Below are 25,681 nucleotides of genomic sequence, written 5' to 3' on the forward strand. Positions count from 1 at the left end.
CCTCATCACCGAACATGAAGAGCAGCATCACGACCGTAATTGGTCATTTCTGGGTCCGCAGCCGCGAATGTGTGAATGATGTAACATATACCCAGAGGAGTGTAACACTTTTTGTCTGCCCACTTCGTAGCTTTGTATCAGAGAGCAGCAACAGTATCTGCTTCTTACACGAAAGACATTGTTCGAGTAGAACCGACGTGAATTAACTGGATGATCAGTCATTCAGCGTCCAGTCCCTTCGACTTCCGCGAGGCCTTATTTGTAAGCCGCCGTCCTCTGTGAGTGACGGGTAACTCACCTGCACGATTATTTGCCGTGCATGTACTACACTTTTTTTTTACACAATCTAATCATGAAGAATCTAATAAATCGCAGCCTCGCGCTGCTCACTTTGGGTATTATCGGAATCGCAGGATTGAGCCAAACGACTCGTGCACAGGATGTCGCTGGCAGAATTGCATTTGGTATCGATGCCGGCGGCAATAAATACTATGGCAACTATACAGATAATCAATTTGCCTTTCATGGTGATGCGTTTATCCGCTGGAATATCTTCGATTGGTTGTCGTTGCATGCAGCATATAACGGCGGACAGTTGAAGTACAAAGCATCGACGGCGTCGATTGCGAATGAGGCCGCCCTCTTCCCGAACAGCACTGCCAGCACTGGTACGCTGGGCACCGTCAACCACACTCGGGTCGGAGGATGGGACATCATGGCATCGTACAATGTCTTCCCGGATCAGACATTCGTACCCTACGTCATTGCCGGTGTCGAAGCACTGAACTTCGAGCCGAATGATGCGAATGATGCCAACCTGAGAGGCAACGCCTCAGCCGCATACAGCAAGAATGTAATTGGTGGCGTGATGGGCGTTGGATTCGAAATGTTCATTTCGCCCAAGGTTACGTTCAACGGCAAGGGCTTGCTTCATCTAACGGGCACCGATTGGATCGACGACTATTCCAATCCGAATGATTACCGTCAGGATGCATTCGTGACCATGGGTCTCGGATTCAGTTATTACATTTTCGCACCTGATGTGGAAGCCGCTCCGGCCCAGGCGGAAGTATCAGAGCGGACGATCATCCATGATATCACAGAAAAGACCGTCTATCACACCGATACGATCTTCGTCAAGGACCCGACCGATACCGTCTACATCTCGAATCCAAAGATCAACACGGTCTTCAATTTCCCGGGCACGCTCTTTATCGTGAATACCGATCAATTCAATACCGCCGAGCCGAACAATATGGCCAATCTTTACCAGATCAAGCGACTGGTCGAGCAATGCCCAAATCTGAAAGTGGAGATTCAAGGCTTTGCGAGTGAAGAAGGTACCACGCAGCACAATCAAGAGCTTTCCGAGCGCCGCGCCGCTCGCATCAAGAGCTGGCTCATCGAGCAAGGTGTCAACTCGAATAAGGTGACACGAACGGTGGGATTCGGAGAGACCAACAATGCAGTCCGCGAACGCTCTGATGTTTCCGCAAAGACCCTTGAAGCCGAGCGTACACAGAACCGACGAATTGCAGTGAAGGTCGTTCAGGCCTGCAGCGACGAATCGTCGCGCTAAGAACAACAACTCATCATACAAGGAATTATGAACATGAAAGACTATACAACGTTACGAATGAGAGGGGTATGCGCTATCGCATGCCTCTCCATTCTCTTCTACTTTAGTACGCAAGCCATTGGGCAATTGCGTCCGAATCTTGGCACAGCATCGACCTACGCCATATTCACGGGCGGCGGAGCGATTAACGTCGCCACTGGCGACACAGCTGTTCTGACGGGCGATGTCGGTCAGGATGGCGCGTATGCCTTCAATGGGTTTCCTCCGAGTACTTATACCGGCACGTTGAATCAAAACAACAGCGCATCGGCACTCGCGAAACAAGATCTGATTAGCGCTCAGACGGCCGACGGTCTCGTGGCCTGCGGTACGGTGCTCAGCACCACTGTCGTGGACGGACAATCGTTCGATCCTGGCGTCTATTGCTCTGGAGGTGCTACGACGACCGTCGGGAACATAACATTCAATGCGCATGGCGATGGGACCGCCATCTTTATCGTCAAGATCGGCGGTGCGTTGACCGCGCACTCGACCACGCATATCTTGCTGTCGAACAACGCGCGCGCGGCCAACATCTATTGGTTCGTCAATGGCCAGGTAACGGTAGCCGATAGCTCGAGCTTCACGGGGACGATTATCGCGAACGGCGCAATTTCGTTCGCTGGTAAGTCCTCACTCAATGGCAGGGCACTCGTTGCTCCCTTGGGCGCGATTAACTTAGCGGCAAACCACATGTCGATCTCGACCGATACGGGTTCGACGGTGAACAATCTTACCGTTGTAAAACCCGCCTCGGGAGATTCAATCCTAAGAAACACGCTCAACGATACGATCCGTTGGACGGGAACAGGCATCGCACGGGTGAAGACGCTGCAATACTCACTCGACAGCGGGCGAACCTGGAGCACGATTGCTACCATCACGACCGATTCGTTGATGTATCTTTGGCACGTTCCAGATACGACCTCGACGAAAGCAATGGTTCGCGTCACCGACACGAACAACTTAAGAGGTGAGAGCAGAATTTTTAAGATCATATCGAATCAGATCACCGTCACCCATCCTGCGCTTGCGGAAGTGATCACGGGCGGTACACAAAACTACCAAGTAACCTGGACCGGCACGGGACTTACCAAAAAGAAGATCTTCGAATATTCGCTCGATAGCGGTCTGACATGGAAGACCATCGGCACCATCTCCGCTGATACATTCGCGTATCGCTGGAATGTTCCGGATACGGCCTCGAAGCGTGCGATGGTACGCATCACCGATTCGCTTGGGGTTACCGGCAAGAGTGGCCTCTTTACGATCGGATCGAGCAGAATCACCGTGCTGCATCCTGCTTCCGGAGAGATACTCGCAAGTGGAACACTGAATTACCAGATCACCTGGAGCGGCACGGGACTGACCGCTCGAAAGACGTTTGAGCTATCGCTCGATGGCGGCCTCACGTGGAAATTGATCGGCACGCTAACGGCGGATGTGTTCAACTACTATTGGCGCGTTCCGGACACGGCATCGACAATGGCTGTGATTCGCATTACCGATTCAAATGGTATCTCAGGAAAGAGCAGCATATTTGCGATTCAATCCACCAAGACTCTCATAGTCGTCCGTCCCGTCGCTGGCGAGGTAGTCGCCTCGGGAATGCAAGGATATCAGATTACTTGGGCCGGCAACGGACTCACGGCGCAGAAGTCGTTCGAGCTATCGCTCGATGGCGGACTGACCTGGGTATCGATTGGCAGCATCTCGGCGGATGTCTTTACCTATTCCTGGAATGTTCCGGATACAGTCTCTTCACAGGCCGTAATCCGTATCACGAACAATAACGGCACAACGTCCGTCTCCGGTGTGAGCGGGGTCTTTTCGATCCGTCGCAATGTCGGTAGTATTGTCGTCACACATCCAGTTGCCGGAGAAGTCGTCGATGGCGGCTATGTGAACTTCCCGATTAACTTCACCGCGACGAACGTCACAGCACAAAAGACCTTCGAGTATTCACTCAATGGTGGTGCAACGTGGAGTTTGATTGGCATCATGAACTCGGACGGACAGAGCTACGCATGGGCGAGCGTGCCTAATGTCGCCACGACGCAAGCACTCGTTCGCATTCGGGATGCCAATGGCATCACCGGAATCAGTGGCCTCTTCACAATTTCCGTAAAACCGAATATTGGCACGATCAACGAAGTTATTTTGAGTGGGCTCGACAACGCACAAAACATCGGCAACCGTCGTCAGTTGGGAATTTCCTGGACCTATACGCCCGATATCGGGACATCCGTCGAGGTCGAATACTCGCTCGATTATATGGTCACCTGGAGCCACATTGCAACAGTACCGGTTACGGAATCTCCGAACTCCACCGCATGGCTGACCACCGCGTCTGGATATTACAATCCAGTGTTCATTCGCGTCACCAGTTCACTGGGTATGACGAGACTTTCATCTGCATTCTCGATCGGATCGAGTGCTTCGGTCGCTTCCGAGGCTTCCAAGAATGGATACTCTGTTTCGAACTACCCCAACCCGGCCAGCAGCCAGACGACGATCAAGTTGATCCTTCCGGTGCCCAGCGACGTCACGTTGACATTGCTTGACGCACTCGGAAGAGAAGTCGATATGATTGCTTCGGGGCATTTGGGTGCCGGTTCGGTTGAGATTCCTTTCATTACCGATAAGCTGCTCGCAGGCAACTACATCTATGTATTGCAGGCTGGAGCGACAAGACTCGTCGGTCATCTTACTTTAATCAAGTGAGCGCTTGCGAAGTGCAACAAGCATTATGAACGCCTATTAGGCGACGCATCACTACTTGTTGCTGTTATCCCGCTGCAGAAGGACTGGGAAGCTACTCTTCATCAGCCAGTCATAGTCGCCCGATAACCTCAACAGGATGATATCGAACGCTCCGCACACAACGCGGAGCGTTCCCCGGTGATGGCAAGCCTGCGTTTTCAGAATACGTCTTCGGGCAGAGGTCCGGACAAACCAGTAACATTCGATTCATTATCTTACGCGCTTTGCCTCAGTATTTTATGTCACCATCATGGCAGGCTGCCCCGCTTCCAATTCTACCTGAAGGCAAACGCCACAGCCTCTTCACGATTGCGTTCAAGTTTTTCCCGACGACCTTCCTGGTCAAGGCGATCGGTATTACACTGACGTCTTCGCTGTTCATCTACAATTACCTACTAAATAATCACGTTGATTCCATCGTGACCCGCGCGCTGCTCACTGCGGCGATTGTTGTGGCGGCTCCGACGATTGCGCTCTACCTCATCACCCTGGCGCGCGCCCCGCGAATCCGAAAACGCGAAGAACGTGAAGCGCTACACTTGCAACACATCGCACATGGCGACTTAGAGGCCCTCCAGGCGAAGGAGCAAAAGGAGGCGAACGAGATCGTGCGACTCGAACAGGTCGCTTCCAGGGTCTTAAAGGCAAGTACGGTCAAGGACCAGAAGGAGAACGATCGGTGGGATTTGTTAAACGAATCCCTCCGCCTGCAGAAAGAAACGGTCGAGTTGGCGACAGAAGAAAGACTTCTCGTTGCACAGCAGGTCAAAGAAATCAAAGAGGAAGGTGAAGTAATCCGGAAGGGATTGGTCTCGGATGATTTGGAAGCGCGGCACAAGAAGGACTTAAAAGAAGATAAGCGCTGGGATGTGCTCACCGAATCGCTCCGCATTCAACGGGAGACTGTGGAATTAGCATCAGAAGAGAGGCTTTTGGTTGCCCAGCAAGTTAAGGATGTCAAGGATGAGCGAGAGATTGTACGTATTGGCTTAGCCCTGGACGACCTGAAAGCCAGAGACGTGAAGGATCGCAAAGAAGACGAACGGTGGGAGTTGTTGAACGAGTCACTCCGGCTGCAGAAGAAGACTGTTGATTTGGCCTCGGAGGAGCGACTCCTTGTCGCCAAGCAGGTCAAAGACATCAAGGACGAGGGCGAGGTCATGAGAAAGGGATTAGTGTCCGATGACTTGGAGGCCCGACACATCAAGGAGGAAAAAGAAGAGAAGCGTTGGAACGCGCTCTACGAACGCCTGCGGATTCAGGACGAACGAAATGAGGAACGGGAACAACGGCAACTACGCCGAGATGAAGAACAGACTCGGATTCGGCATGAGGAAGAACTCAAGGACAAATATCGAACGCTCTTCGACCGATACCTGAGAAATTCTTCGGGGGACACTTTGAATCGGGACGTTGCCGATGGGTTGGCGCCGATCCCGGACGATTGGCTCAACAAGCAGCCGGAAATACTCAAGAATCCGGCGCTGCTGCGATTACTTGATCCCTACAATGGACAGTAACCCTCCTGTACATTTATACACGACAATTTTAGACGCTAACAATGATGCCGAACCCTCTGATTCTTATCCTGGCCGACGATGACAAAGACGATTGCCTCTTCTTCACAGACGCGTTAGGAGAGTTGCCGGTAACGGCGAACCTCACGACTGTGCATAATGGCGAGCAGCTCATGCAGCTTCTTGCCGATGAGACGGTCGCGCCTCCGCCCCCACACGTTCTGTTCCTCGATCTGAATATGCCCCGCAAGAATGGCTTTGAATGCCTGGCGGAGATCAAAAGCGACGAACGATTGAGGCAACTTCCCGTCATTATCTTTTCAACCTCATTTGAGCAGGACGTCGTGAATTTGCTCTATAAGAAGGGTGCGCACTACTATATCCGAAAGCCAGCCGAATTTGCATTACTTAAAAAAGTAATTTATCAGGCGCTGCTTCTGGCAACGGAAAATACATCGTTGCAGCCGGCGCAAGAGCACTTTGTTCTCAAAGGAGATTCGGAGGCCGTTCAAATATGAATAAAACACCAAGTATGATGCTCACTACACAAGTTTCTGTTGCCAAGAGTGGCGCGTCGGCCATACCGGGGGCCGCGAACCGAAGTTCGATTCTTCTTGCCGATGACGACAGGGACGATTGCAACTTTTTTAAGGATGCGTTGGACGAACTGCCGGTAACAGCAGCCCTGACAACCGTGCGTGATGGCGAGCAACTCATGAAGGTACTTGCAGAAGTAGCCATCGCGCCGCCGTCGCCTTATGTGTTGTTTTTGGATCTTAACATGCCACGGAAGAATGGCTATGACTGTCTGGCGGAGATAAAGCTTGACGAACGATTACGGCGCATTCCGGTCATTATTTTTTCCACATCCTATGATCCGCGTGTCGTCGACTTGCTCTACACCGTGGGAGCCGACTATTACATTCGGAAACCCGCCGACTTTGCGGAACTCAAGAAGGTCATTTATCAAGCGCTGGTGCTTGCGACAAAGGGATACTCTTCGCAGCCGCTGAAAGAGGATTTCGTTCTCAAGGGAGAATTAGGAACGATACAACAATGAATACCGAACGACCAACCCAAACCGCGAACCGATTCCCCTCAGGCGATGCCGCCACCGCTGCAGTCACTTCGGCGGCTCTCGCATCCGCGGCCGTCGCCAAAGCCGCTGTTGCCACGGTAGAGATGGCTAAGTCCGCCGTTGCAAAAGCTGGTGTTGCCCAAGCAGCGGTCACCGAAGCAGCAGTTACGACGATGGGCAACGGAGCCTTCCAACGTGATCGCTTCCGAAGCAAAAAGTCGGATAAGTTAATCATTGCGAACAAGGAGCTTGCGTTTCAGAATGATGAGAAGGAGAAGCGGGCGGCAGAGCTGATCATTGCAAACAAAGAGCTTGCATTCCAAAACAAGGAAAAGGCGAAACGGGCAGCCGAGTTGCGGATCGCGAACAAGGAGCTTGCATTCCAGAACGATGAAAAGGAAAAGCGTGCGGCCGAGTTGGGGATTGCGAACAAAGAGCTTGCCTATCAGGATGAGGAGAAGGAGAAGCGAGCGGCCGAACTCAATATCGCGAACAAAGAGCTTGCCTTCCAAAATAAAGAGAAGGAGAAGCGGGCCGCCGAGCTGAGCATTGCGAACAAGGAACTCGCATTTCAGAACGATCAAAAGGAAAAACGCGCGGAAGAGCTCGTCGTTGCAAATAAGGAACTTGCTTACCAAAATCAGGTCAAGGAAAAACGAGCCGCAGAGTTAGTGGTTGCCAACGATGAGCTTGCATTCCAGAATAAGGAAAAGGAGAAGCGAGCCGCGGAACTCGCCATTGCCAATATTGAACTCGCATTTCAAAATGACGAGAAGGAGAAGAGGGCAGCGGAATTAGGTGTTGCCAACCAGGAGCTCGCATTCCAAAATGAAGAGAAAGAAAAGCGAGCGGCTGAGTTACGGATTGCGAACAAGGAGCTCGCCTTCCAAAACAAAGAAAAGGAAAAGCGTGCGGCGGAATTGAGTATTGCGAATAAAGAGCTGGCGTTTCAAAACGATCAGAAGGAGAAGCGAGCCGGGGAGTTGGTAGTTGCGAATAAGGAACTCGCCGTACAAAATCAGGTGAAGGAAAAGCGCGCGGCAGAGCTCAACGTCGCCAATATCGAGCTCGCCTTCCAAAACCATGAGAAGGAAAAACGGGCGGCAGAGCTTAATATTGCGAATATTGAGCTTGCCTACCAAAACGATGAAAAAGAAAAGCGGGCGGCGGAGCTAAGCGTTGCAAACGAGGAACTTGCTTTCCAGAACAATGAAAAGGAGAAGCGAGCGGAAGAGCTGAGCATAGCCAATAAGGAGCTGGCCTTTCAAAACGACGAGAAAGAAAAACGCGCGGCGGAGCTCATTGTCGCCAATAAGGAACTGGCCTTCCAAAACGACGAAAAAGAGAAGCGCGCCGAAGAATTGAGCATCGCAAACAAAGAGTTGCTGGCTTTTACATACGTGTCGAGCCATGACTTGCAGGAGCCGCTACGGAAGATACAGACCTTCGTGAGCCGGATCAGCGACAACGAGGATGCGAACCTTACTGATAAAGGTCGTGACTATTTCCACCGAATCCAAGAAGCCGCGAAGCGGATGCAAACCCTGATTGAAGACCTGCTTGCATTTTCTCGCGTCAATACAGCTGAACGAATATTCGTCAACACCGATCTTAACATTATTATCGAAGAAGTAAAGACCGAACTGAAGGACACCATAGATGAAAAGCGGGCGACCATTGATGTCACAGAAGTGTGCCCGGCTAATGTCATTCGGTTTCAGTTTCGTCAGTTGATGCTCAATCTCGTCGGCAACGCGCTTAAATTCTCAGATCCTCAGATCCCACCCCACATCATTATCACGAGCAAGATTGAAACCGGCAGTCAGTTGAACAACGAGAAGCTCTCTTCTGAAAAACAATATTGTCACATCACAGTCACCGACAACGGGATCGGCTTTGAGCCCAAGTTCAACGATCGCATTTTTGAGGTATTCCAAAAACTTCACGACAAAGAAGAATATGCCGGTACCGGCATTGGGCTGGCTATTGTGAAGAAAATCGTTGAGAACCATAATGGGATCATCACCGCAACGAGCGAACTCAACAAGGGCGCGCGATTCGATATTTATATACCGGCATAATCCGTTGTCCCATCGGGGCCGGTGAGGGTCAGAGAGCGGAAGAGAGAGTATTAACCCGCCACTTTCTCCTCAGCCTCTTCGCCTTCGTGGACAATATCGCCGGTGGTGAAGAGGATTCCCTGCATAATCTCCCGCCACTGGGGCGTGCGACGAAGCAAGAATTCGAGGTCCATGCCGAAGTGCTTGAATTCCTCTTTCTGGGCATTCCGCATGATTGCTTTGGCAGTCGCGTCCGACTCCACCGAGATGCGTTGTTGGTACCAACCGATGGCCTCAGCTTCTTCGGTGAGCGAAGTGATCATGCGCGCGAATGTGCGCGTCTCTTTCGAAAGTTCGTTCGGCGGTTCGTGGTATTGGGTAGTGGCCATGATTTTGGTAAAAGCGTGCAGTATGGTCACAATACAAATATTGGGCTAATCCCAACGAACGATCTCCGAAATCGCAAGCGAACTCGGGTTTGGTTGGAAGAACATGCCTTCGGCTCACGGAGAGCACTCCGCTATGCCCCGAGCGGGCATGTCAAATCCTGCACAATGATTTTACAAAAGTGAGAATCCCCGGAACATACGATGCGAAGGGGCTTCAACTCTTTCTATATTAGAGAATCGCTCTCGATGCGCCTATGGCACCTTCGCGCCAATGACGGGCGACGGAGTTTGGTTGATTGCAGTAAGCACATACTGCTTGATGGCAGGATCGTAGTAGTCCCACCCTTCATAATAGGGCACGCCATACGCAACGACATATACTGAATCCCCAGACTGAAAGGTAGAGCCTAAGGGACTTACCATGTCCATTGGATACCCAAAAGTACTCTTAGCCGTATCGATATGACGCCCGTCAGGATCGTCATAGGTCGTATAATAATAGGCTGAATAGTGGCCCGGTACCGCCGATACGTCCGAAGTATGTGAAACATAGAGAACGACTGCGTCTTCCTTCTGGGGTCGCGCGGAATCCGGCAATATGTCTCCGGATGCGATGAGGTAACCGCCGCCAAGCCGATCGCTTACAGAGCGCAAGGTTACAACTTCATCAGAGTATTTGTACAGGATTGCGACGGTGTAGTCACTATACCACTTGACGGTCGTTCCATCTGTATCCGTGACCACGATTGAAACCCATCGCACATCTCCATAACCAGGCTTAGAGAAGTGAGCCGTATACGTTCCGACTGGAACATTCCTGAATGTGAAGTAGCCACTGTCGTCAGTCACCGCGGAGAATGATGTTCCCTCGATCGTTGCAGTAACACCGCTAAACGGTGGAAGCTTTATACCCAATGCCTTTGCGAGGACGACCCGTCCGAGGATCGTTGCTGGCTTATGTGGTACAATGACAGGAGGATCGATTGGCGGCTGGGTACTGCTGCAGCCGGCCAAAACAAGAACTGCAGTAATGGTCAAGGCCCGCCGCCAAACACCAGATGTATGATTTCGACACATCGAACGCTCGCTAACTGCTAATTTTTACCGACTGCAATTTGGACATCACTGCTTGACAGCCGCCAGTTCCACTGTCGCCTTCTTCACCATCTCGTAAAGATAGATCTTCCCGCCATCACTGTAAACCAGCATCGTTTCCTTCGGAGCGATGGCGAGTGGTCGCGCGGCGGCGGGCAGCGAGAGGTCCGTGTTCGTCGCTATATCATGCACGCGCCACTTGTCGCCGTCATCGAAGATTTGGTACTTGCCATTCGGTGAGTAATCGGTCCATGCGCTGGCACTCATCACTAAGTTTCCGGCGGGATCGAGTAAGGCGCCCATGAAGCTCCCGGTATTGCCCGGATCGCCAAGTCGCGTGCGTTCTGTCGATTCGATATCGTACAGCATCAGTGCGGCTCCGGGGTTGGGACGCGCAATCAAAATCTTCTTTTGATCGCGAGTCCAGGAGAGGACGCGCCAATTGCGATCATTAGGAAGGATCAGATCACTCGTGTATTGCTGGGTATCGTAGCGGTAGCAATCGACTTTGTCCTTGTGGACTTTGTTCGCCGTGTAATAGACGTAGCGGCCGTTATACGATAGACCTATGATCTCCGCGTTGGCGTCGCCGGACAAATCCTGCGGTTGATCGGAGCCATCATCTTTTTGTTTGTAGATGTGATAATCCTTGCCATTCTCACCAAGCCGCATAAATATGATTTCGGGCCGATTGGTCAGATGCACAAAGCGAACGATTGGACGATCGGTGAACTTGGTAACCTGCGTTGGCGTCATCCCCGGAGTCGCCGTGATACGGCTGTATTTATCGGCGATGACGAGGCTAAAAACATTTCCACCTGAGAGATAGAAGACCCGTTTCTCGTCGTTCGAGAAGGTGGCGTCCCCCACGTTGCCAATACCATTTCTCGTGCTGGAATCAATGGCTGGCAGCGCATGCCAGAACTGCGCGTGCGCCGAGGAATCCGTGATTATAGAATAAAGCGCGAAGAGAGCGAAAATAATGATCGTGCGTTTCATAGATCATCATTCATCATTCTTCATTCATCATTAGTTCTCTAATGCCCGAGAGAGCAGGCTTCTAAAGCACTTTGATCTTCAAATTCAAGGAGGCGGACGGTCCCCTTGCCGTATCCCAGCATATAATGGATTTCCTCATTATCCCAGATCCAGTAGACGCCTTGCTCGTCTCTGGCTCTGGCAGGTGGAGCGCCCAGAGACTTGCCAAGATCCTTTGCGATACTATCGACCCGAAACTTTTCGACCGGCATGTAGGTAAGCCAATCGACTTTGGTCAGGCGTTGGCTGGTGTCAATATGATAAACCATATGGCCGTCCAAATCCCAGAAGCGGACGCCGAGACACGATGAATCGCCGTGATCGGCAGGGAGTGGCTTAGCATCCCAGTGTTCCAGGCAGGAATCAACACTCGTTGCAGGTGCTCCAATCGCCAAAGGTTGGGCGCGAAGTTGCGCTGCGCCTGCCAGAATGATAGCGGCGATGAAGAAAGAGAAACGACAATTGGCGAGCACTTTCACTTAATGTGAACAAATGGAAAGACGTGTATCTCACCGGACGAAATGCGCAAGAAATAGGTTCCGGCAGGGAGCCCTTCCAGTCCTATTTGAGCAATCCCGCCGTCCGATAGAAGCGCGACTCCTCGCCGGACCGCAACTCCCTTTGCGTCAAGAATTTCATACGGCGCAGCACCCGAAATAGGACTCGTTAATGTCAGAATCTCTCCGGCGGGCTCTGGTGCAATTGAAAAGCTTGCGAAGGTAGCTGCGGGCTGCACACCACTGGGACTGGGGATGACGGAAAAGAAGAGCAAGCTTGTATCCGCAATTGCGGGGTCCAACTCATCCATTACACGAACCATCATCCTGTCCGATTTGACATTCGGCACAGGCCACGTATACTGTCCATCCGTGGCGGGCACCGCGGATGCAATCGGCATCCACGATGACCCGCCATCCGGTGAGTATTCGAGAGCCACCGTTGCGACATGCGCAAAACTCCAATTGATCGAGACCAGCGAATCTGCTCGATACGATTCGCTCCCTCGTGGTGATATTAGAATCAGCGTCGTATCCTTTGGCGGCTGGATGCACTGCGCCAATCCTGCAAATTTTCGAAGCGAATCATCGCCGCGCGCACTGAAGGTCATCTGAACGCGATATTGGCTAAAATCACCGGAAATGGCATAGTTGGCATTCTGGCAATAGCTCATGATCGTACCTGGAGACCGGCGTGGTGTAACTGGCAGGCCCCAACATGCATCGCCGAGTCTCAGGCCAAGCTTCGATGTATCATCGTTGGTGAAGCAAGTGTCGAGCGGCGGATTCCACCAACAGCTATGCGAGTGTTGCAGGCTGAAGTTATGCCCGATTTCATGCGCGACAATGTAGGCGTCATACGTAAATGCAAATGTCGGGTACTGATGCTTTGTTTGCGGGGAGCTTACACTATAGGACGAAGCCGGATCGCAGAGCGAGTACCATCCATAGCCACCGCCTCCATTACCAATGGACGTCATGACGTGCGCGAGATCGCGCGGGACGTTTGCGTAATGGGTCTGCCAGTAGCTTGGCACGAGCGGTTCCAGAGCATAGGCATTCCCGGCCACCTTGTACGGATCGCCACTCGTCCAAACTTTCACCCATGTTAAATGCCAGGTAATGTTTGCCTCGTCTTCGTAGATGCTGCTTGCCATCCCAAAGAGCGAAGATATATAACCGAGAACCGCGGGCATGGCGTTGCCAGCCGCCGCGAAGAAACACGAATCGGCTTCGACCGCAATGTCCGTCTGCAGCAGCGTGGAACTTGAAGTCATGGTCTTCTGCGCACGGTCATCGCCCGGAGATAGTTCGCCGTTTGGAGCGTGTTTTGCGGGCTGCGCAATGTCATCAGCGATGCAATTGAGGCGGGCAAATCCGCTCAGAGCAAGTAAATCGGTTTCGCGTGTCAGGATGTGCAGACCGCCATCTGCTTGTGTCTTCGCGGGTCCGAGTACTAGCACCTCACCCGATTCACGCGTGATTGAACAGAGCATCTTCCCCGAGAAGATCGTCAGAAACACCCGCGAGTTCGGCTCACCAAGGACCTTCCCGCGGTACGCGACAAACAGCGGAGCCGAAATGCGAACATCGCCCTTAGCCGTCCCTTCTACAAACTGGGTAGTGGCATCGATTGGCGAGTGCGCCGGCTTGAGATCGAGTGTAATGGCACCGGTCAGGCATGGAAAATTAGCAATCTGAATTTGCTCGTGCGAAGTGAGCAACACGGCAAGCTCCGTGCTGTCCACGAAGAAGTATTTGGACGAAACAGAAGCGGACTTATCTGCCGCCGGGCGGGCCATCATTAGTTTCGAGGCATCAATCGTATGCCCTGTTGCAGAGTCGAGACCACCAAATGTAAATACAAGGACCAGCGCGACAATCGGTAGAAGTGAATGCTTCGCTTTCAGCATGTAGAGTAAATGATGCAGGATGGAAGAACACAGTGGATTATCGGCCATTTACAGTTGCCAATGAACACTCGCAAGGTTACCTTCCGTTTGCCTTCGCGCATTTCAGCCGTCCAAGTAATTTATTAGCCCTCGGCTTCGAGGGACTCCGCGATCCGTCGGAACGGCTCGCACAACTCATGCATATAGCCCCAAAACTCTTCCATCGAGTGTACTGCGGTCCGCGAGACTTCCGTGCCGGATCGTCGGATGAGCTCATGTTCTTTCAACTCGATCGTCTCTTCGGGCTTACCTACAATACAAAAGTATTTGGAGTTGAAGCTCGGAATACCTTCGATATAGGCGCAGATCTCGTTGAACTCATGCAATTGGCGCGGCGTAGGATCGAACCGAAATTCCGGCACCCACTCCCCTTTCCGTTCGGCTTCTACGAAGTATTCTTCGCCATCTCTCCGCACTCGGTATGTCCCTTTCGGATGTACGTAGGGAGTACCATCGAGGCTCATCACCCGCGGAAATGACTTTGCGAAACCAACCTCGGCGAGATATGGCTGATCCAGATGGACGACGGTCGTCAAATGTTCATCCGGAGTGCCGTAGCTTCCGTCGCCACGACGCACGCGCCCTGAGAGTGTATCGACTTTATAGCCGAGCGCGCGCAGCAACATCGCGAACAAGCCATTCAGCTCATAGCAGAATCCTCCACGATTATGGATGACGATCTTGGAATACAAATCGTCTTCATTGAGGCTGAGCGGCTTCCGCCGCATGATATCGATGTTCTCAAAGGGCACAGACCAGAGATGAGCGTCCAGCAACCGTTGGAGCAACGCGAGATCGGGCAGTTCCCGACCGGGAACGACGTCATAAATTCCGATCCGCGCCAGATATTGGGTGGCATCGAATAATTGCGCCATGCGAAGGCTAACATTCGCCATTTAGGAGGCGTGCCGATTATAGCCCATCTCTGCTGGTGGAACCCGACGTGCCGTGCTCGGATTCTACGGCTTGCCCATGAAGAAGGTCTATATCGAAACATACGGTTGCCAGATGAATGTCGCCGACACGGAGGTTGTACTCTCCGTGCTGAACAAGGCTGGCTATCAACCAACGACTGAGCTGGAAGGCGCTGATCTCGCCCTAATGAACACCTGTGCCATCCGCGAAAATGCGGAGGAAAAAGTCTGGAATCGGCTCACGCACTGGAAGAATCTTAGAAAAAGGAATCCAGAAGTAGTCGTTGGCGTGCTCGGATGCATGGCGGAGCATCTGCGAAAGGATTTGCTCAAGAACTCTGGTGCGATTGTCGATCTTGTTGTTGGACCAGATGAATACCGCAAATTGCCCTCCCTGCTGGAGTCTATTCGTCCCGAAGACGCGACCCAAATGGCGGTCAGACTTTCCCGGACCGAGACATATGACGATATCCTTCCTTTCCGAAGCGAAGGCATCAGCGCGTTCATTTCGGTCATGCGTGGTTGCGACAAGTTTTGTACATACTGCGTCGTGCCCTATACTCGCGGCCGCGAACGTTCACGCAGCATGCAATCCATAGTCGATGAGTGCAAGGAATTGGAGCAACAGGGATTCCGAGAGATCACGCTACTGGGACAGAATGTAAATTCATACAGGGATCAAATCCCCCTCCAACCTTCCCCCAACCCCCGCCTTGAAAAGGTAGCGGAGCTTGATTTCTCTGATTTGCTCGCAGCTTGTGCCAGCGCCGTGCCGAGTGTTCGCATCCGTTACACCACCAGCCATCCGCAGGACTTTGACCAGAAGTTGGTCGATACTATGGCCGAGCACGACAACATCTGCAAGTACATTCACTTGCCGCTGCAATCGGGCTCGGATCGCATCCTCAAGCTGATGAACCGGACTTATACCCGCGAGCACTATCTGTCGATTATCGAGATGATTCGCCGCGCAATGCCGAATGTCGCGCTTTCAACCGATCTCATCGTTGGGTTCTGCACCGAGACGCTCGAGGACCATGAGATGACCATGCAAGTCATGCGGGATGTCGAATATGATGGCGCGTACACGTTCAATTATTCCGAGCGTCCAAATACTCGCGCGGCAAGCACGCTTCCGGATGATATTCCACTTGAGGAGAAGACACGGCGCTTGCAAGAGATAATCGCGCTCCAAAACGAACACGCGACGCGGCGCAATCTTTTGGATGTTGGCTGCGAACACACCGTCCTTGTCGAGGGCCGCTCGAAGAAGAACGCCGGTGAATGGAAGGGCCGTACTGATACGAACAAGACTGTCATCTTCCCACGCGCGGATGCTGAGGTCGGCGAGTACCGTCAAGTGAGCATCACCCGCTCGAATAGCGCAACCTTGTTTGGTGAGCTTTCTGGCCGTGAGCTTCAAGCTGCGGTGTCGCTGGACGATGCGACACACCGTGGGCTCAAGCCCACGGCTCCAAATCGCGGCGATGTCCTCTATGATCTGACCCCGCTCGTCATCTCGACTATCGAACGCGGGGAGCATTCGGGAATCCAGCAACCGATGGCCCTGCAATTGCCTGTGATGCCCTAAGTTGCGGCCATGAATCGAACCCGATTATCGATGAATTACCAGCATCCGACTGATCCGTAGTCTGCCGGTGTGCAATTCCACAAAGTAGACTCCTTGAGCGAGACTCGAAACGTCGATCAATTTCTCGTTAGCCTGGAAATCTATTCTTCTCCCGAGCGCATCCCATACAGAAATGGATGCATCGGCATCTAACACACCCTTCGTTTCAATTTCCATTCGATCTGACGCCGGATTCGGTCGAATTGAAAGCAATGGCATCTGCCCATAGTGAAGGTACGTCGTCAGCATGGAGGAAACACAAAACACTGGACCGGAAATGTGCGAAGCAATCGCACTTTCTGATAATATAAGACAAGCTGCCGGTGTGACCTGAACCGAGTCAAAATACACGGTGTCTTGCCCCTGGACATTTGGATACCAACGGAACAGCGCATACACTGTGTCGGGGTTGTCACCATTGCGAGCGGCAACATGAATATGCGCGGAATTCAACCCGGTGGCATAGCTACCACTCACCCACGTGCCATCGGACCAGACGACGGAATCAAATTCCATTATAGACGTATCGAATCGGATTCGAAAATCGATGGTCTTCAGCGCGTGATTGTGTTGGATTATGATCGGCACCCTAACTGCTCCACCAATAGTATCTCCCATCGTAACATCGAGCGTACTCAGACTCACGATTGGTGCTGGCAATCCCTCACCTCGTAGTGGAATAGTGACCGAGGAGCCATCATCGTAGGTTACCAGCAATGATCCAATCGAAGCACCTGCCTGATTCGTCAGGAAGTGCAACGCAATCGAATCCAGGTCTTTGATCGTATCATAGACAAGCGTGTCGATCGTGTAATTTGCGGAGTTAGGACCGGAAATGGCAAGGGAGCGGATTTGTCGCAACGCACAAGCCCGGTCGATAAAGAAATGCTGAAAGACCGGAGCATCGCAAGGGGAAAGAGTATCACGCGCAAACATCGTATCCGGCAATGGCAGGAGACGAGGCTGTAATGCTTTGCGTCCTATGCCAGCGAGCGGTATGCTGACGGTACTACCATCGTCATAGACCACTTGCAGCATGCCATGGGCCAATATCGAATCGTCGGAAGAGAATCGGATGATAATCGAATCCGATCCTAACGATTCGACAAAGAACGATGTGTCAACTACGTAATTAGTCGAATTCGCTCCGGTGACGTGAATGGATTGGATCTGTCGCGAATCGCAAATACGGTCGATCCGCAACCCCTCGATCGCCGGGCCGCCACATGGGAAGACGCTATCGCGCTTGAAGATGGTATCCGAACTCGCGAAGAGGCGGGGCGCCCCGCGAGGAATGCAGAAGCCGCTTAGCGGCACGCTTAACGTCGTATCGCCGCTATAATGCAAGAGCAAACTGCCACTATCCTTCCCGGCGACACTTGGAATATATCGGATGTAGATCGAGTCGATCGCAGGCTCGCCACTGGTGTGGACCGCCGCAATTTGGTACGCGGAAGAATCACCTCCACCTCGTTGGACAGACAGCAACGATACCGCTCCACAGGTCCTCGCAACTGCGATGGACCTCATGACTGTATCCCGGCAGAGTGAAACAGTATCGTCAGCGAATAGAGTATCCGTATTGAGGAGAACGGGCACCGAGACGATTCTTGTCACCGGAAATTCGCCGTCGTTCGAAGTGCGCCACATGTTGCCAAACGAATCGATCACCAGCAATATGCTATCAGCCACGACGGAAAGCGATTGATTATCCGGCGGACCCGTCGGTCCACCGATTGTAGTCCAAGTGATGCCGTGATCGGTCGAGCGGATGATCCCATCTTGCGTCTGAGTGTAGACTGCTGCTTTGGATGTGGCAATATTGCCACAATAATAATCGATACCATGCGGATTTTGCGATGTCCATGTCCAGCCATTATCCCGGGATACAAAGATGGAGGTTACGGTATCGATCAAACCGAACTGTTGAATCTTCTCGTTGACCGCATACACAGTCGAGGCATCACAGGAATCGAGCGATAGTTGGTTGCAGTCGAGTTGAAGTGTGCCCCGCGCTTGCCACGTTGATCCGGCACCATCCGACACAACAATGGAGGAATTGTTCATATAATACACTGTACCATTTCGTGCGACAATAGGATCGATCGCATCGGCAACTGGCTGTTGCCTCGCAATCGTCCCGTTTATGTTTATCTCGATTGCGCCGCCCGAGCTGTAATAAATCGTATCCGCCGTCATGCCATAAGCCACCCATCGCTTGACAATTGATGGAAGCAGTTGCCAGGACGCACAGCCGTCACTGGTGACATACGCGCTGTATGGCGTGCTACCGGCTATCACGACCCCGTGGAGACGATCGAAGAAGGCAATCGCCGCAATGGTCGTTGGCGTTCCGGGAAAATAAATCTTCGACCACGTAAGTCCAAGATCGCTGGAGCGCCAGAGAGAATTGCCACCGGCCCAGACAATACCGTCACTGAAATTGATCGCACATCCCTCCCTCGCGTTCATGGAAAGAAACGCGGGACCGGTCACACGCTGCCATTGCGCTTGCGAGGTTGACCCCAGTGCGGATAGCGGGAGCAGTACGAATAAGAACTTGAACGAGAATCGAAGCATAGATCGCCTCTCAGTATGAGAGACAAATATAGTCAATTTCAAGCGCTTAGCCTCTCAAATTGCCAAAATGCAAGTGGCGGGGAGTTACCTCCATCGCTTTGCGATTATCGCTCGATGATGAGCGTGCGGCCAGTCTGCCAAGCACCATGCTGAGCCTGCACATAATATAGGCCTGCAGGGAATTGAGAAACATCTATCGTCCGCGCACTTCCCGCCATTCGCAACACATCGCGTCCCAGTGCATCCGAAATTCGAATTGCATCAATTGGCGCATTACTCGCGAGTTCGATGAGATGCGAGGCAGGGTTTGGCCGGATGAACAAATCCGGCATCACGCCGCGGCGCAACTGGCTGACCAGAAACGGTGACCAGCACGATACCGCCCCGCTCAACCGGGCATCCGTTTGCTGATTCGATTCAACAATACAACCAGGAATTGTGGCCGTGGTGGTTATGGTGTCGAGCATGACCCTGGCGCCACCACTATCGGCGGGATACCAGTCAAAAAGAGCATAAAGCACTGTCACCAAATCGGTCTCGTCGGATGTGAAGTCGACCGTAACGCGCAAGTCTGTTGCCGAGCGCAGCGTGAATGTTGGCGGAGGGCTTCCGGGTTTCGCCATCTGAAGACCCAGGAAGGCAAGCTGCGCGGTATCGAAATGAAGATCGAATGCCAAAGCCGCGAGAGGCGGGCCGTGATGAATGGTAATCGGAATATAGACCGTGCCGCCTATCGTATCGTCAGTAATATCGGATAGCGAAACCGAAGCTGGGGCCACCTCGCGGCCCTCCCCAGCGAGTGCAACCGTTACGCTCGCACCATCCGCATAGGTGAATACGAGACTTGCATTCGAAGGGCCGGCACTATCTGGAAGGAATATGAGCCGGACAGAATCCAGCCCGTGCAGCGAATCGCGGATGACGCCGGAAATACGATAGTTCGACGTATCTTTTCCAATGATCTTGACAGATGCAAGCTGCTGCTTATTACAGCTAACATGCACCCAACAGCTATCCGGGACCGGCTCCTCACACGGATACATCTTCGCAGTGGAGAACAATGTGCTGCGTGAGCTCGCCAATACAGGCGGGGAAAGCTGAATGGCGGACCCACCGAGGGGTACTTGCACGCTCGCGCCATCGTCATAGCGGACCGTAAGCAGCGCATGGGATGGGCCGATTGTCGAATCCCAGAAGGATAAGCGGATTGTGTCGTAAAGCCGGATGCTGTCGCGACCAAAGCAACAGATTTTGTAATTAGCAGAGTCGACACCTTCGATCATACGGGACTTTACCGCTCGGCCTCGGCAGCCCTCATCGATTACAACAAAAGTATCGAGCGGCGCGTCGCAATAACTCACGCGCGCGGTTGAAAACAACGTGACGGGATTGAGCGCATGTGGCAATGGGCCAGGTATGCCCAAGCCCGCCAATGGGATCGCTATGGTCGAATCATCATATTCGACGACGAGCTTACCGGCGGAACCGCCTGGCTGGGCGACAGTAAATCCAACAACGATCGTGTCGAGCTCCGCGCTAAAATTATGGTTGATACTTAAGATGTGATAATTCGCGGAATCCCTACCCGCGACTTGGATCGATCTCATTATTCGGTCGCATACCGCCAATATGATGATCGTATCTGAAACTGGTTTATCGCAGGGGGTGAGCGTTGTGCCAGAAAAAAGGCTGTCCCGAGGCGCCAGCAATTCGATCGGCGGTGACTGGATGGTACGGCCTGCCAAAGCAAGCGTAATATTCGTACCATCGCCATAGAGAATTTCAAGGCTAGCAGCATTCAAGCGAACAGCCCCCTGCCTAAAACGGAGCGTGATGGAGTCGAGAAACCTCTCGGTATCCCGCACCATGCTGAGGATTTGATAGTCTTTGGAATCGAGCCCCAGAATGCGGACCGATCGCAGGCTATCCTGCGGGCAAAAATATGCGATGACAATGGTACTGTCAAGCGGAACGGAACACGAATCGAGTCTTGCCCCTTGAAAGAGTGGATGACCATCTCCAAGGAGTGCGGGAGACGGCGCTGTTAGGACCTGCGACCGAAGCGGGACGATAATATGTGTACTATCATCATACGTGAGCAGAACGGTATCGACATAATAGCCGGGTCCGGTCGGCGAAAACTGGACTGCAAAAGTATCGAGCGCCGATGTCGAATCATAGACCAGGCTCTTGATTGAATAGAGAGCCGCATTTAAGCCCGCAATCCTCCAGCCGACAATATGAGGACCCATACATGTATGGCCGATGACGAATCCGCGCGTAAACGGCCCTTCACATTCCGGTAGTGCTTGATTGGCAAACAGTGGGGTTGGAGTCAGTAAAGTGGGAGCGCCATAGTAGGGAGTTCCAATACCATCTGTTTTGCGCCACATCTTGCCGTCTTCATCCGCAACGAGCAAAACGGTATCGCCGGCAATAGCGATAAGTCGCTGGTCCGGCTGACCCGCCGGGCCGCCGATATTTTGCCAGGTCTGACCTTTGTTGATCGAGCGAATGATACCTGCGTTAGTCTGGGTATAGATCGCCGTTCTGGATGATGCCGCGTTGCCACAATAGTATCCGGTATGGGTGGCAGCATTGACGCGATGGGAATTCACCGCCTGCCAGGTAGCACCAAGATCGTGTGTAACGTACATTGCCGCGATGCTATCGGTTGGCCAGTAAAGAGCCTCATTGACCAGATAGATCGTACCAGCATCACACGAATCAAAGGCCCAGGAATGACAATCGTAATCTGCGACCCCGGTTTGAGGTCCCCATGTCAGACCGGCATCAGATGAAAGAAAGATGCGACTGTTATCTTTGTAGTAAAAAATGCCATCGCGAGAAGAAATCGGCTCGCGTTCCGAACTTGCAGATGAAAAGGACCAGGTTTTGCCTTGATCCGTGGTTCGTTGCACGCCCTGGTAAGTGGTAACGACAATTGTGTCGGCTGTCACGCCGAAGGCGGCGTCATCCACATTAGTCGAGCGCAAAATATTCGTCCACCTGGTACCTTGATCGGTCGTCAGATAGAGTCCGCCCAGATCGACCATACATACAACACCGACCGAATCATCGAAGAATGAAATGTTATAGACTCTGCCTGAGGGGCAGGAGGTCCGGGCCCATGTCAGCCCTAAATCTTGTGACTTCCAGACGTCACTCGCACCAGCCCAGACGATCCCCTGCTTATAAGTCATAGCGCCGCCGGCGAAAGAACTTGGCGATCGAAATAGCGGAGTAGCAGTCACCCGCTGCCACTGGGCGTGGATCGGCACTGCGAAAAAGAGCATACTCAGCCCGAACGCGCACACGACAAGTGCGAACGCTCTCGGACTCACAGGAAGGGAACCTCGCTCCATTATGAGCTAGCCATGCGATTTACAGACACGGCTTACGCCGGAATTGTTACCACACCATAATAACCTCGATCCGGGCGATTTGTTACAAAAGAAAAAGGGCGGGTAACCCCGCCCTCTTAAAATCGCGGCTATTTCCTGCCACAGTTGGGCATACTATCTCTCGATCACAAGCTGCTTCGAAGTGCGGAAGGGCTGGCCAGCCAAGTCCACACCTGTCACGCGGACAATGTAAGCGCCATTCGGAAGCGAAGTCCCCGCTGCATCACGGGTATCCCAATTGAAGGACGTATTCCCATGCAATGTTTCGAGTACGTTACCGAGCATATCGAATATCTCGACATTTGCGCTCCGCGCCTGATCGAGTTGAATCGCGACACGATCCGACGTTGGGTTTGGCATAATCGCGAGGTTGATCGTAGCCGGGTCGATCGTTTCTATCACCCCGGCCGCGGCCGCGGCGACGGACTGAAGTTGGAAGGTCTGCGGCTGAATCGATTGGTTCGTCGCAACAAACATGGGGTCTGTCGCTGTCGCGCCAGATGGCGGATCGTTGCAGACCTGCACCATCGCCGGCAATGAGCTTCCAGGCGTGATCGTGACCGGAAAACTGCTCGCGTTCATAAGAGTGAAGTTCGTACTCTGTCCCAGAATGACCTGGTTCACTACGATCGAAGCCGATGTTGTATTGACGAGCATGATCGTATCGATCACGCAGGCATTCCCGGTGTTATTTACGATACCGATGACTTTCGTCCCATTACCGGTCAGACCGGCACCGAGATCGATGTCCGATGTGTCACGATTCCCCAGCATTCCTGGTACAGCGACACCTTCGACATGAACAGTGATCGGTCCACAAGTCATCGCCGAGCCTGTCGCGTTCAATGTTATGTCCGCTCCGAAACTTGATCGGTCCGTGCCAGTAGTTGGATTGAATGCAACCATAAGTTGAGCTGTCCCACCCGATTGAATGGTGATCGGGAGCGAGCTCGAAACCGAAAAAGCCGAGCTGCCAGAACCGCTGATGGAAGCTCCATTAATGGTGACGCTCCCATTAGTCCGGTTGGTCAGGAAAATCGCGGATGTATCAGTCCCACCTCTCAGAATAGGTCCGATCACGCCAGACTCATGACGCACGAAGATGCAGTTCGTAAGTTCACCATTATTATGCAGACTATCTATTGCATTTGCGTCAATACTGATAGTGATCCTGCTCGGTCCGGTTGTACCGGTCGCAAAGAGCTCAAGCGTCGCACTCTGATTTTCCATTGCGACGGTAGGACTGAAGCATACGTTGACAAACGCCGTTGAATGCGCAGCCACTTGCAGCATTGACGCACCGCTGACGGTAAATGACGATGCACTCGAGCCAGTGATCGCTGCGCTATCGATTGTGACTACTGAAGCTGTTGGATTCGAGATACGAACCGCCTGGCAGTCAGTTGTACCGACCAGCACGTTGTTGAACTCAATGTTCTGAGTCGTGAGGAAGAATATCGAATCCCCAAGATCGAGACGCCCTTCGACCGATCCGTTCAACTCCACTCTCTCGGTCCCTTTCAAAGTGGTATCCGTCACGCCGGCAAATTGGAACGTCAACGTGGCATGTTGCTCGCCGCTCGCAGTCGTTGGCGTGTAACAGACCGTTACGCTCGCCGAGGAATCAGCGGCCACCTGAAGTGAACCGCTTCCTGTGAGTCGGAAGTCATTTGAATCTCCGGTGATCGTCAAGTTCGAGATAGTGACCGCACCGGTCGTGTTATTCTTGATCGAAACCGGCAGGCATTCCGTCTGTCCAGCCTTGGTCTCGAATTCGATCTCATCGGCAACGCGAAGCGAACCTTCCACCGAAAGCATCGCATGACCGATCAATGACACCGTGGCAGTATCGCCCGTCAGTGACCGCACCAGCAAGGATCCATTCGCCGTACCGGCAGTGCTCGATTTGAAAATAATCGGTACCGTCGTGCTACCGTTGGCCAGAACAGTAACGTTCGTCAGATTCACGCTGAATGCGCTACTCCCGGAAGGTACCAGCGCTAAGGATAAGAGATTGGCCGTTTGATTGGCAATTGTCAACATCTGGGTATCCGGAACGTCAACCTTGGTATTAAATACCAGCGACCCTGCAGGGGTCAGCAAGAATGAGACGCGCGCCAGCGAATGTCCAACGAGTGAAATACGCTGCGTATCGCCCGAAGAAGAAATCGCTGTGAGCGTTGCACTGTCGTAACCGGAAACAAGCGGAGAAAATGAGACCACCGTTGAGGACGAGCCATCGCCGGCAATCGTCAGGGAATTCGGATTGACCGAAAAGAGCGCCGCTCCACTTCCAGAAAGAGCCAAGGATACTGTCGTCGCCGAAGCGCTCCGATTGCTGATGTTCAATGTGTCGGCCGTGCTACTGCTGACATGAGAAACGAGTGTTAACAGGCCAGCGGGCGTGATTTGGAGCATGCCGCCTGCCGAGATTGCATGTCCCATAAGAAGCACACTCGCCGAGTCAAGCGCGGAGGATACCACGTTCAGTTTGGCCGTATCCAACCCCGCGACGATCGGTGAGAACGTGATAGTCGCACTCTGCGACATATATGCGCCGATTGTCATATAGGACGACGACGTCGTAAAGAGCGCCGCACCGCTACCAGAATAGGCAAGCGTTAGCGCGAGCGAATATGCTGTATTGTTTTGAATGGTTATAGTCTTTGTTGCGGTCGCCCCAGTTTGCGCCGTGAAATCAATCTCGCTCGATGGTGAGAGCGAAAAGGATGTTGCTGCATTGGCCGCATCTGATAGCATCATCCCAGTTAAGACTAGAAGTGCCGTATTTGTGAATAAGAGAAGAGTCTTGCATTTTGTAATAATACCCATAGACTTCATAGAAAAAAGTGGCAAATTTACCCTCGACGTGAAGGCCCATTAATACTACGCTCACCGTATGCCGAAAAAGTGCCAAACGCAGATGGATCGGATTGTTTTCATTTGGTCAAGTATAAAGGACATTCGTAAAGGCAACTTTGCGGAGCAGTTTTCGTATATGGGCTGGCATCCTTCCCCTTCTGCGTATTTTTGCACAAACAATTTGAAATGACTATGGCCCAATCGACGAACGGTGTGAACCTGCCAGTTGTACAGGCATCTACAAAGATGCCGCCCTTCCAGTTAGCGGCGCAAGCAGTAGACAT

At 52.5% G+C, this 25,681-nt stretch carries 16 protein-coding genes; 7 read left to right on the forward strand and 9 right to left on the reverse strand.

The window, feature by feature from the left end; genetic code table 11:
• The first annotated feature begins 352 nt into the window (after window positions 1-352).
• From Q8902_13365 to Q8902_13390, 6 genes are all read left to right on the forward strand, one after another.
• A complete protein-coding gene (locus Q8902_13365; protein MDP4200546.1) occupies window positions 353-1,579 on the forward strand; it encodes an OmpA family protein in 1,227 nt (408 codons plus the stop codon).
• Between the two features lie 33 nt (window positions 1,580-1,612).
• Window positions 1,613-4,342 (forward strand): ice-binding family protein, encoded by a 2,730-nt coding sequence (locus Q8902_13370; protein ID MDP4200547.1) that lies wholly within the window; start codon window positions 1,613-1,615, stop codon window positions 4,340-4,342.
• A gap of 278 nt (window positions 4,343-4,620) precedes the next feature.
• On the forward strand, window positions 4,621-5,901 hold the full coding sequence (locus Q8902_13375) for a hypothetical protein (GenBank protein MDP4200548.1): 1,281 nt from the start codon (window positions 4,621-4,623) through the stop codon (window positions 5,899-5,901).
• 41 nt (window positions 5,902-5,942) lie between these two features.
• Window positions 5,943-6,416 (forward strand): response regulator, encoded by a 474-nt coding sequence (locus Q8902_13380; protein MDP4200549.1) that lies wholly within the window; start codon window positions 5,943-5,945, stop codon window positions 6,414-6,416.
• Entirely contained in the window at window positions 6,413-6,958 is a 546-nt protein-coding gene (locus tag Q8902_13385; GenBank protein ID MDP4200550.1) for a response regulator, read from the forward strand. Before Q8902_13380 ends, Q8902_13385 begins: the two co-directional genes overlap by 4 nt.
• Entirely contained in the window at window positions 6,955-9,057 is a 2,103-nt protein-coding gene (locus Q8902_13390) for an ATP-binding protein (protein MDP4200551.1), read from the forward strand. The genes Q8902_13385 and Q8902_13390 overlap by 4 nt, the downstream gene beginning before the upstream one ends.
• A 50-nt stretch (window positions 9,058-9,107) precedes the next feature.
• Here Q8902_13390 and Q8902_13395 read toward each other — a convergent pair whose 3' ends face one another.
• The 6 genes from Q8902_13395 to Q8902_13420 all read right to left on the reverse strand — a co-directional run bounded on the left by Q8902_13395 (window position 9,108) and on the right by Q8902_13420 (window position 14,882).
• A complete protein-coding gene (locus Q8902_13395; GenBank protein MDP4200552.1) occupies window positions 9,108-9,425 on the reverse strand; it encodes a hypothetical protein in 318 nt (105 codons plus the stop codon).
• A gap of 252 nt (window positions 9,426-9,677) precedes the next feature.
• Window positions 9,678-10,463: a carboxypeptidase-like regulatory domain-containing protein gene (locus tag Q8902_13400; GenBank protein MDP4200553.1), complete on the reverse strand. Its 786-nt coding sequence runs from the start codon at window positions 10,461-10,463 to the stop codon at window positions 9,678-9,680.
• Window positions 10,464-10,547: 84 nt separating this feature from the next.
• Entirely contained in the window at window positions 10,548-11,519 is a 972-nt protein-coding gene (locus Q8902_13405) for a hypothetical protein (GenBank protein MDP4200554.1), read from the reverse strand.
• Window positions 11,520-11,557: 38 nt separating this feature from the next.
• Window positions 11,558-12,037 carry a hypothetical protein gene (locus tag Q8902_13410; GenBank protein MDP4200555.1) on the reverse strand — a complete coding sequence of 160 codons (480 nt, stop codon included), beginning with the start codon at window positions 12,035-12,037 and terminating at the stop codon, window positions 11,558-11,560.
• Window positions 12,034-14,016 carry a M12 family metallo-peptidase gene (locus Q8902_13415; GenBank protein MDP4200556.1) on the reverse strand — a complete coding sequence of 661 codons (1,983 nt, stop codon included), beginning with the start codon at window positions 14,014-14,016 and terminating at the stop codon, window positions 12,034-12,036. Before Q8902_13415 ends, Q8902_13410 begins: the two co-directional genes overlap by 4 nt.
• Window positions 14,017-14,090: 74 nt before the next feature.
• Window positions 14,091-14,882, reverse strand: a complete 792-nt coding sequence (locus Q8902_13420) for an arylamine N-acetyltransferase (GenBank protein ID MDP4200557.1) — start codon at window positions 14,880-14,882, stop codon at window positions 14,091-14,093.
• Between the two features lie 97 nt (window positions 14,883-14,979).
• Here Q8902_13420 and miaB point away from each other — a divergent pair, with 97 nt between their 5' ends.
• Window positions 14,980-16,512: a tRNA (N6-isopentenyl adenosine(37)-C2)-methylthiotransferase MiaB gene (gene miaB, locus Q8902_13425; GenBank protein MDP4200558.1), complete on the forward strand. Its 1,533-nt coding sequence runs from the start codon at window positions 14,980-14,982 to the stop codon at window positions 16,510-16,512.
• A 24-nt stretch (window positions 16,513-16,536) separates the two neighbouring features.
• Here miaB and Q8902_13430 read toward each other — a convergent pair whose 3' ends face one another.
• From Q8902_13430 to Q8902_13440, 3 genes are all read right to left on the reverse strand, one after another.
• Window positions 16,537-19,131: a T9SS type A sorting domain-containing protein gene (locus Q8902_13430; protein MDP4200559.1), complete on the reverse strand. Its 2,595-nt coding sequence runs from the start codon at window positions 19,129-19,131 to the stop codon at window positions 16,537-16,539.
• Between the two features lie 104 nt (window positions 19,132-19,235).
• A complete protein-coding gene (locus Q8902_13435; GenBank protein MDP4200560.1) occupies window positions 19,236-22,427 on the reverse strand; it encodes a T9SS type A sorting domain-containing protein in 3,192 nt (1,063 codons plus the stop codon).
• A gap of 222 nt (window positions 22,428-22,649) precedes the next feature.
• Window positions 22,650-25,298, reverse strand: a complete 2,649-nt coding sequence (locus Q8902_13440; GenBank protein ID MDP4200561.1) for a choice-of-anchor D domain-containing protein — start codon at window positions 25,296-25,298, stop codon at window positions 22,650-22,652.
• Window positions 25,299-25,681 lie beyond the last annotated feature (383 nt).

The sequence above is a fragment of the Bacteroidota bacterium genome (genome assembly GCA_030706745.1).
GTDB lineage: Bacteria > Bacteroidota > Ignavibacteria > Palsa-1295 > Palsa-1295 > PALSA-1295.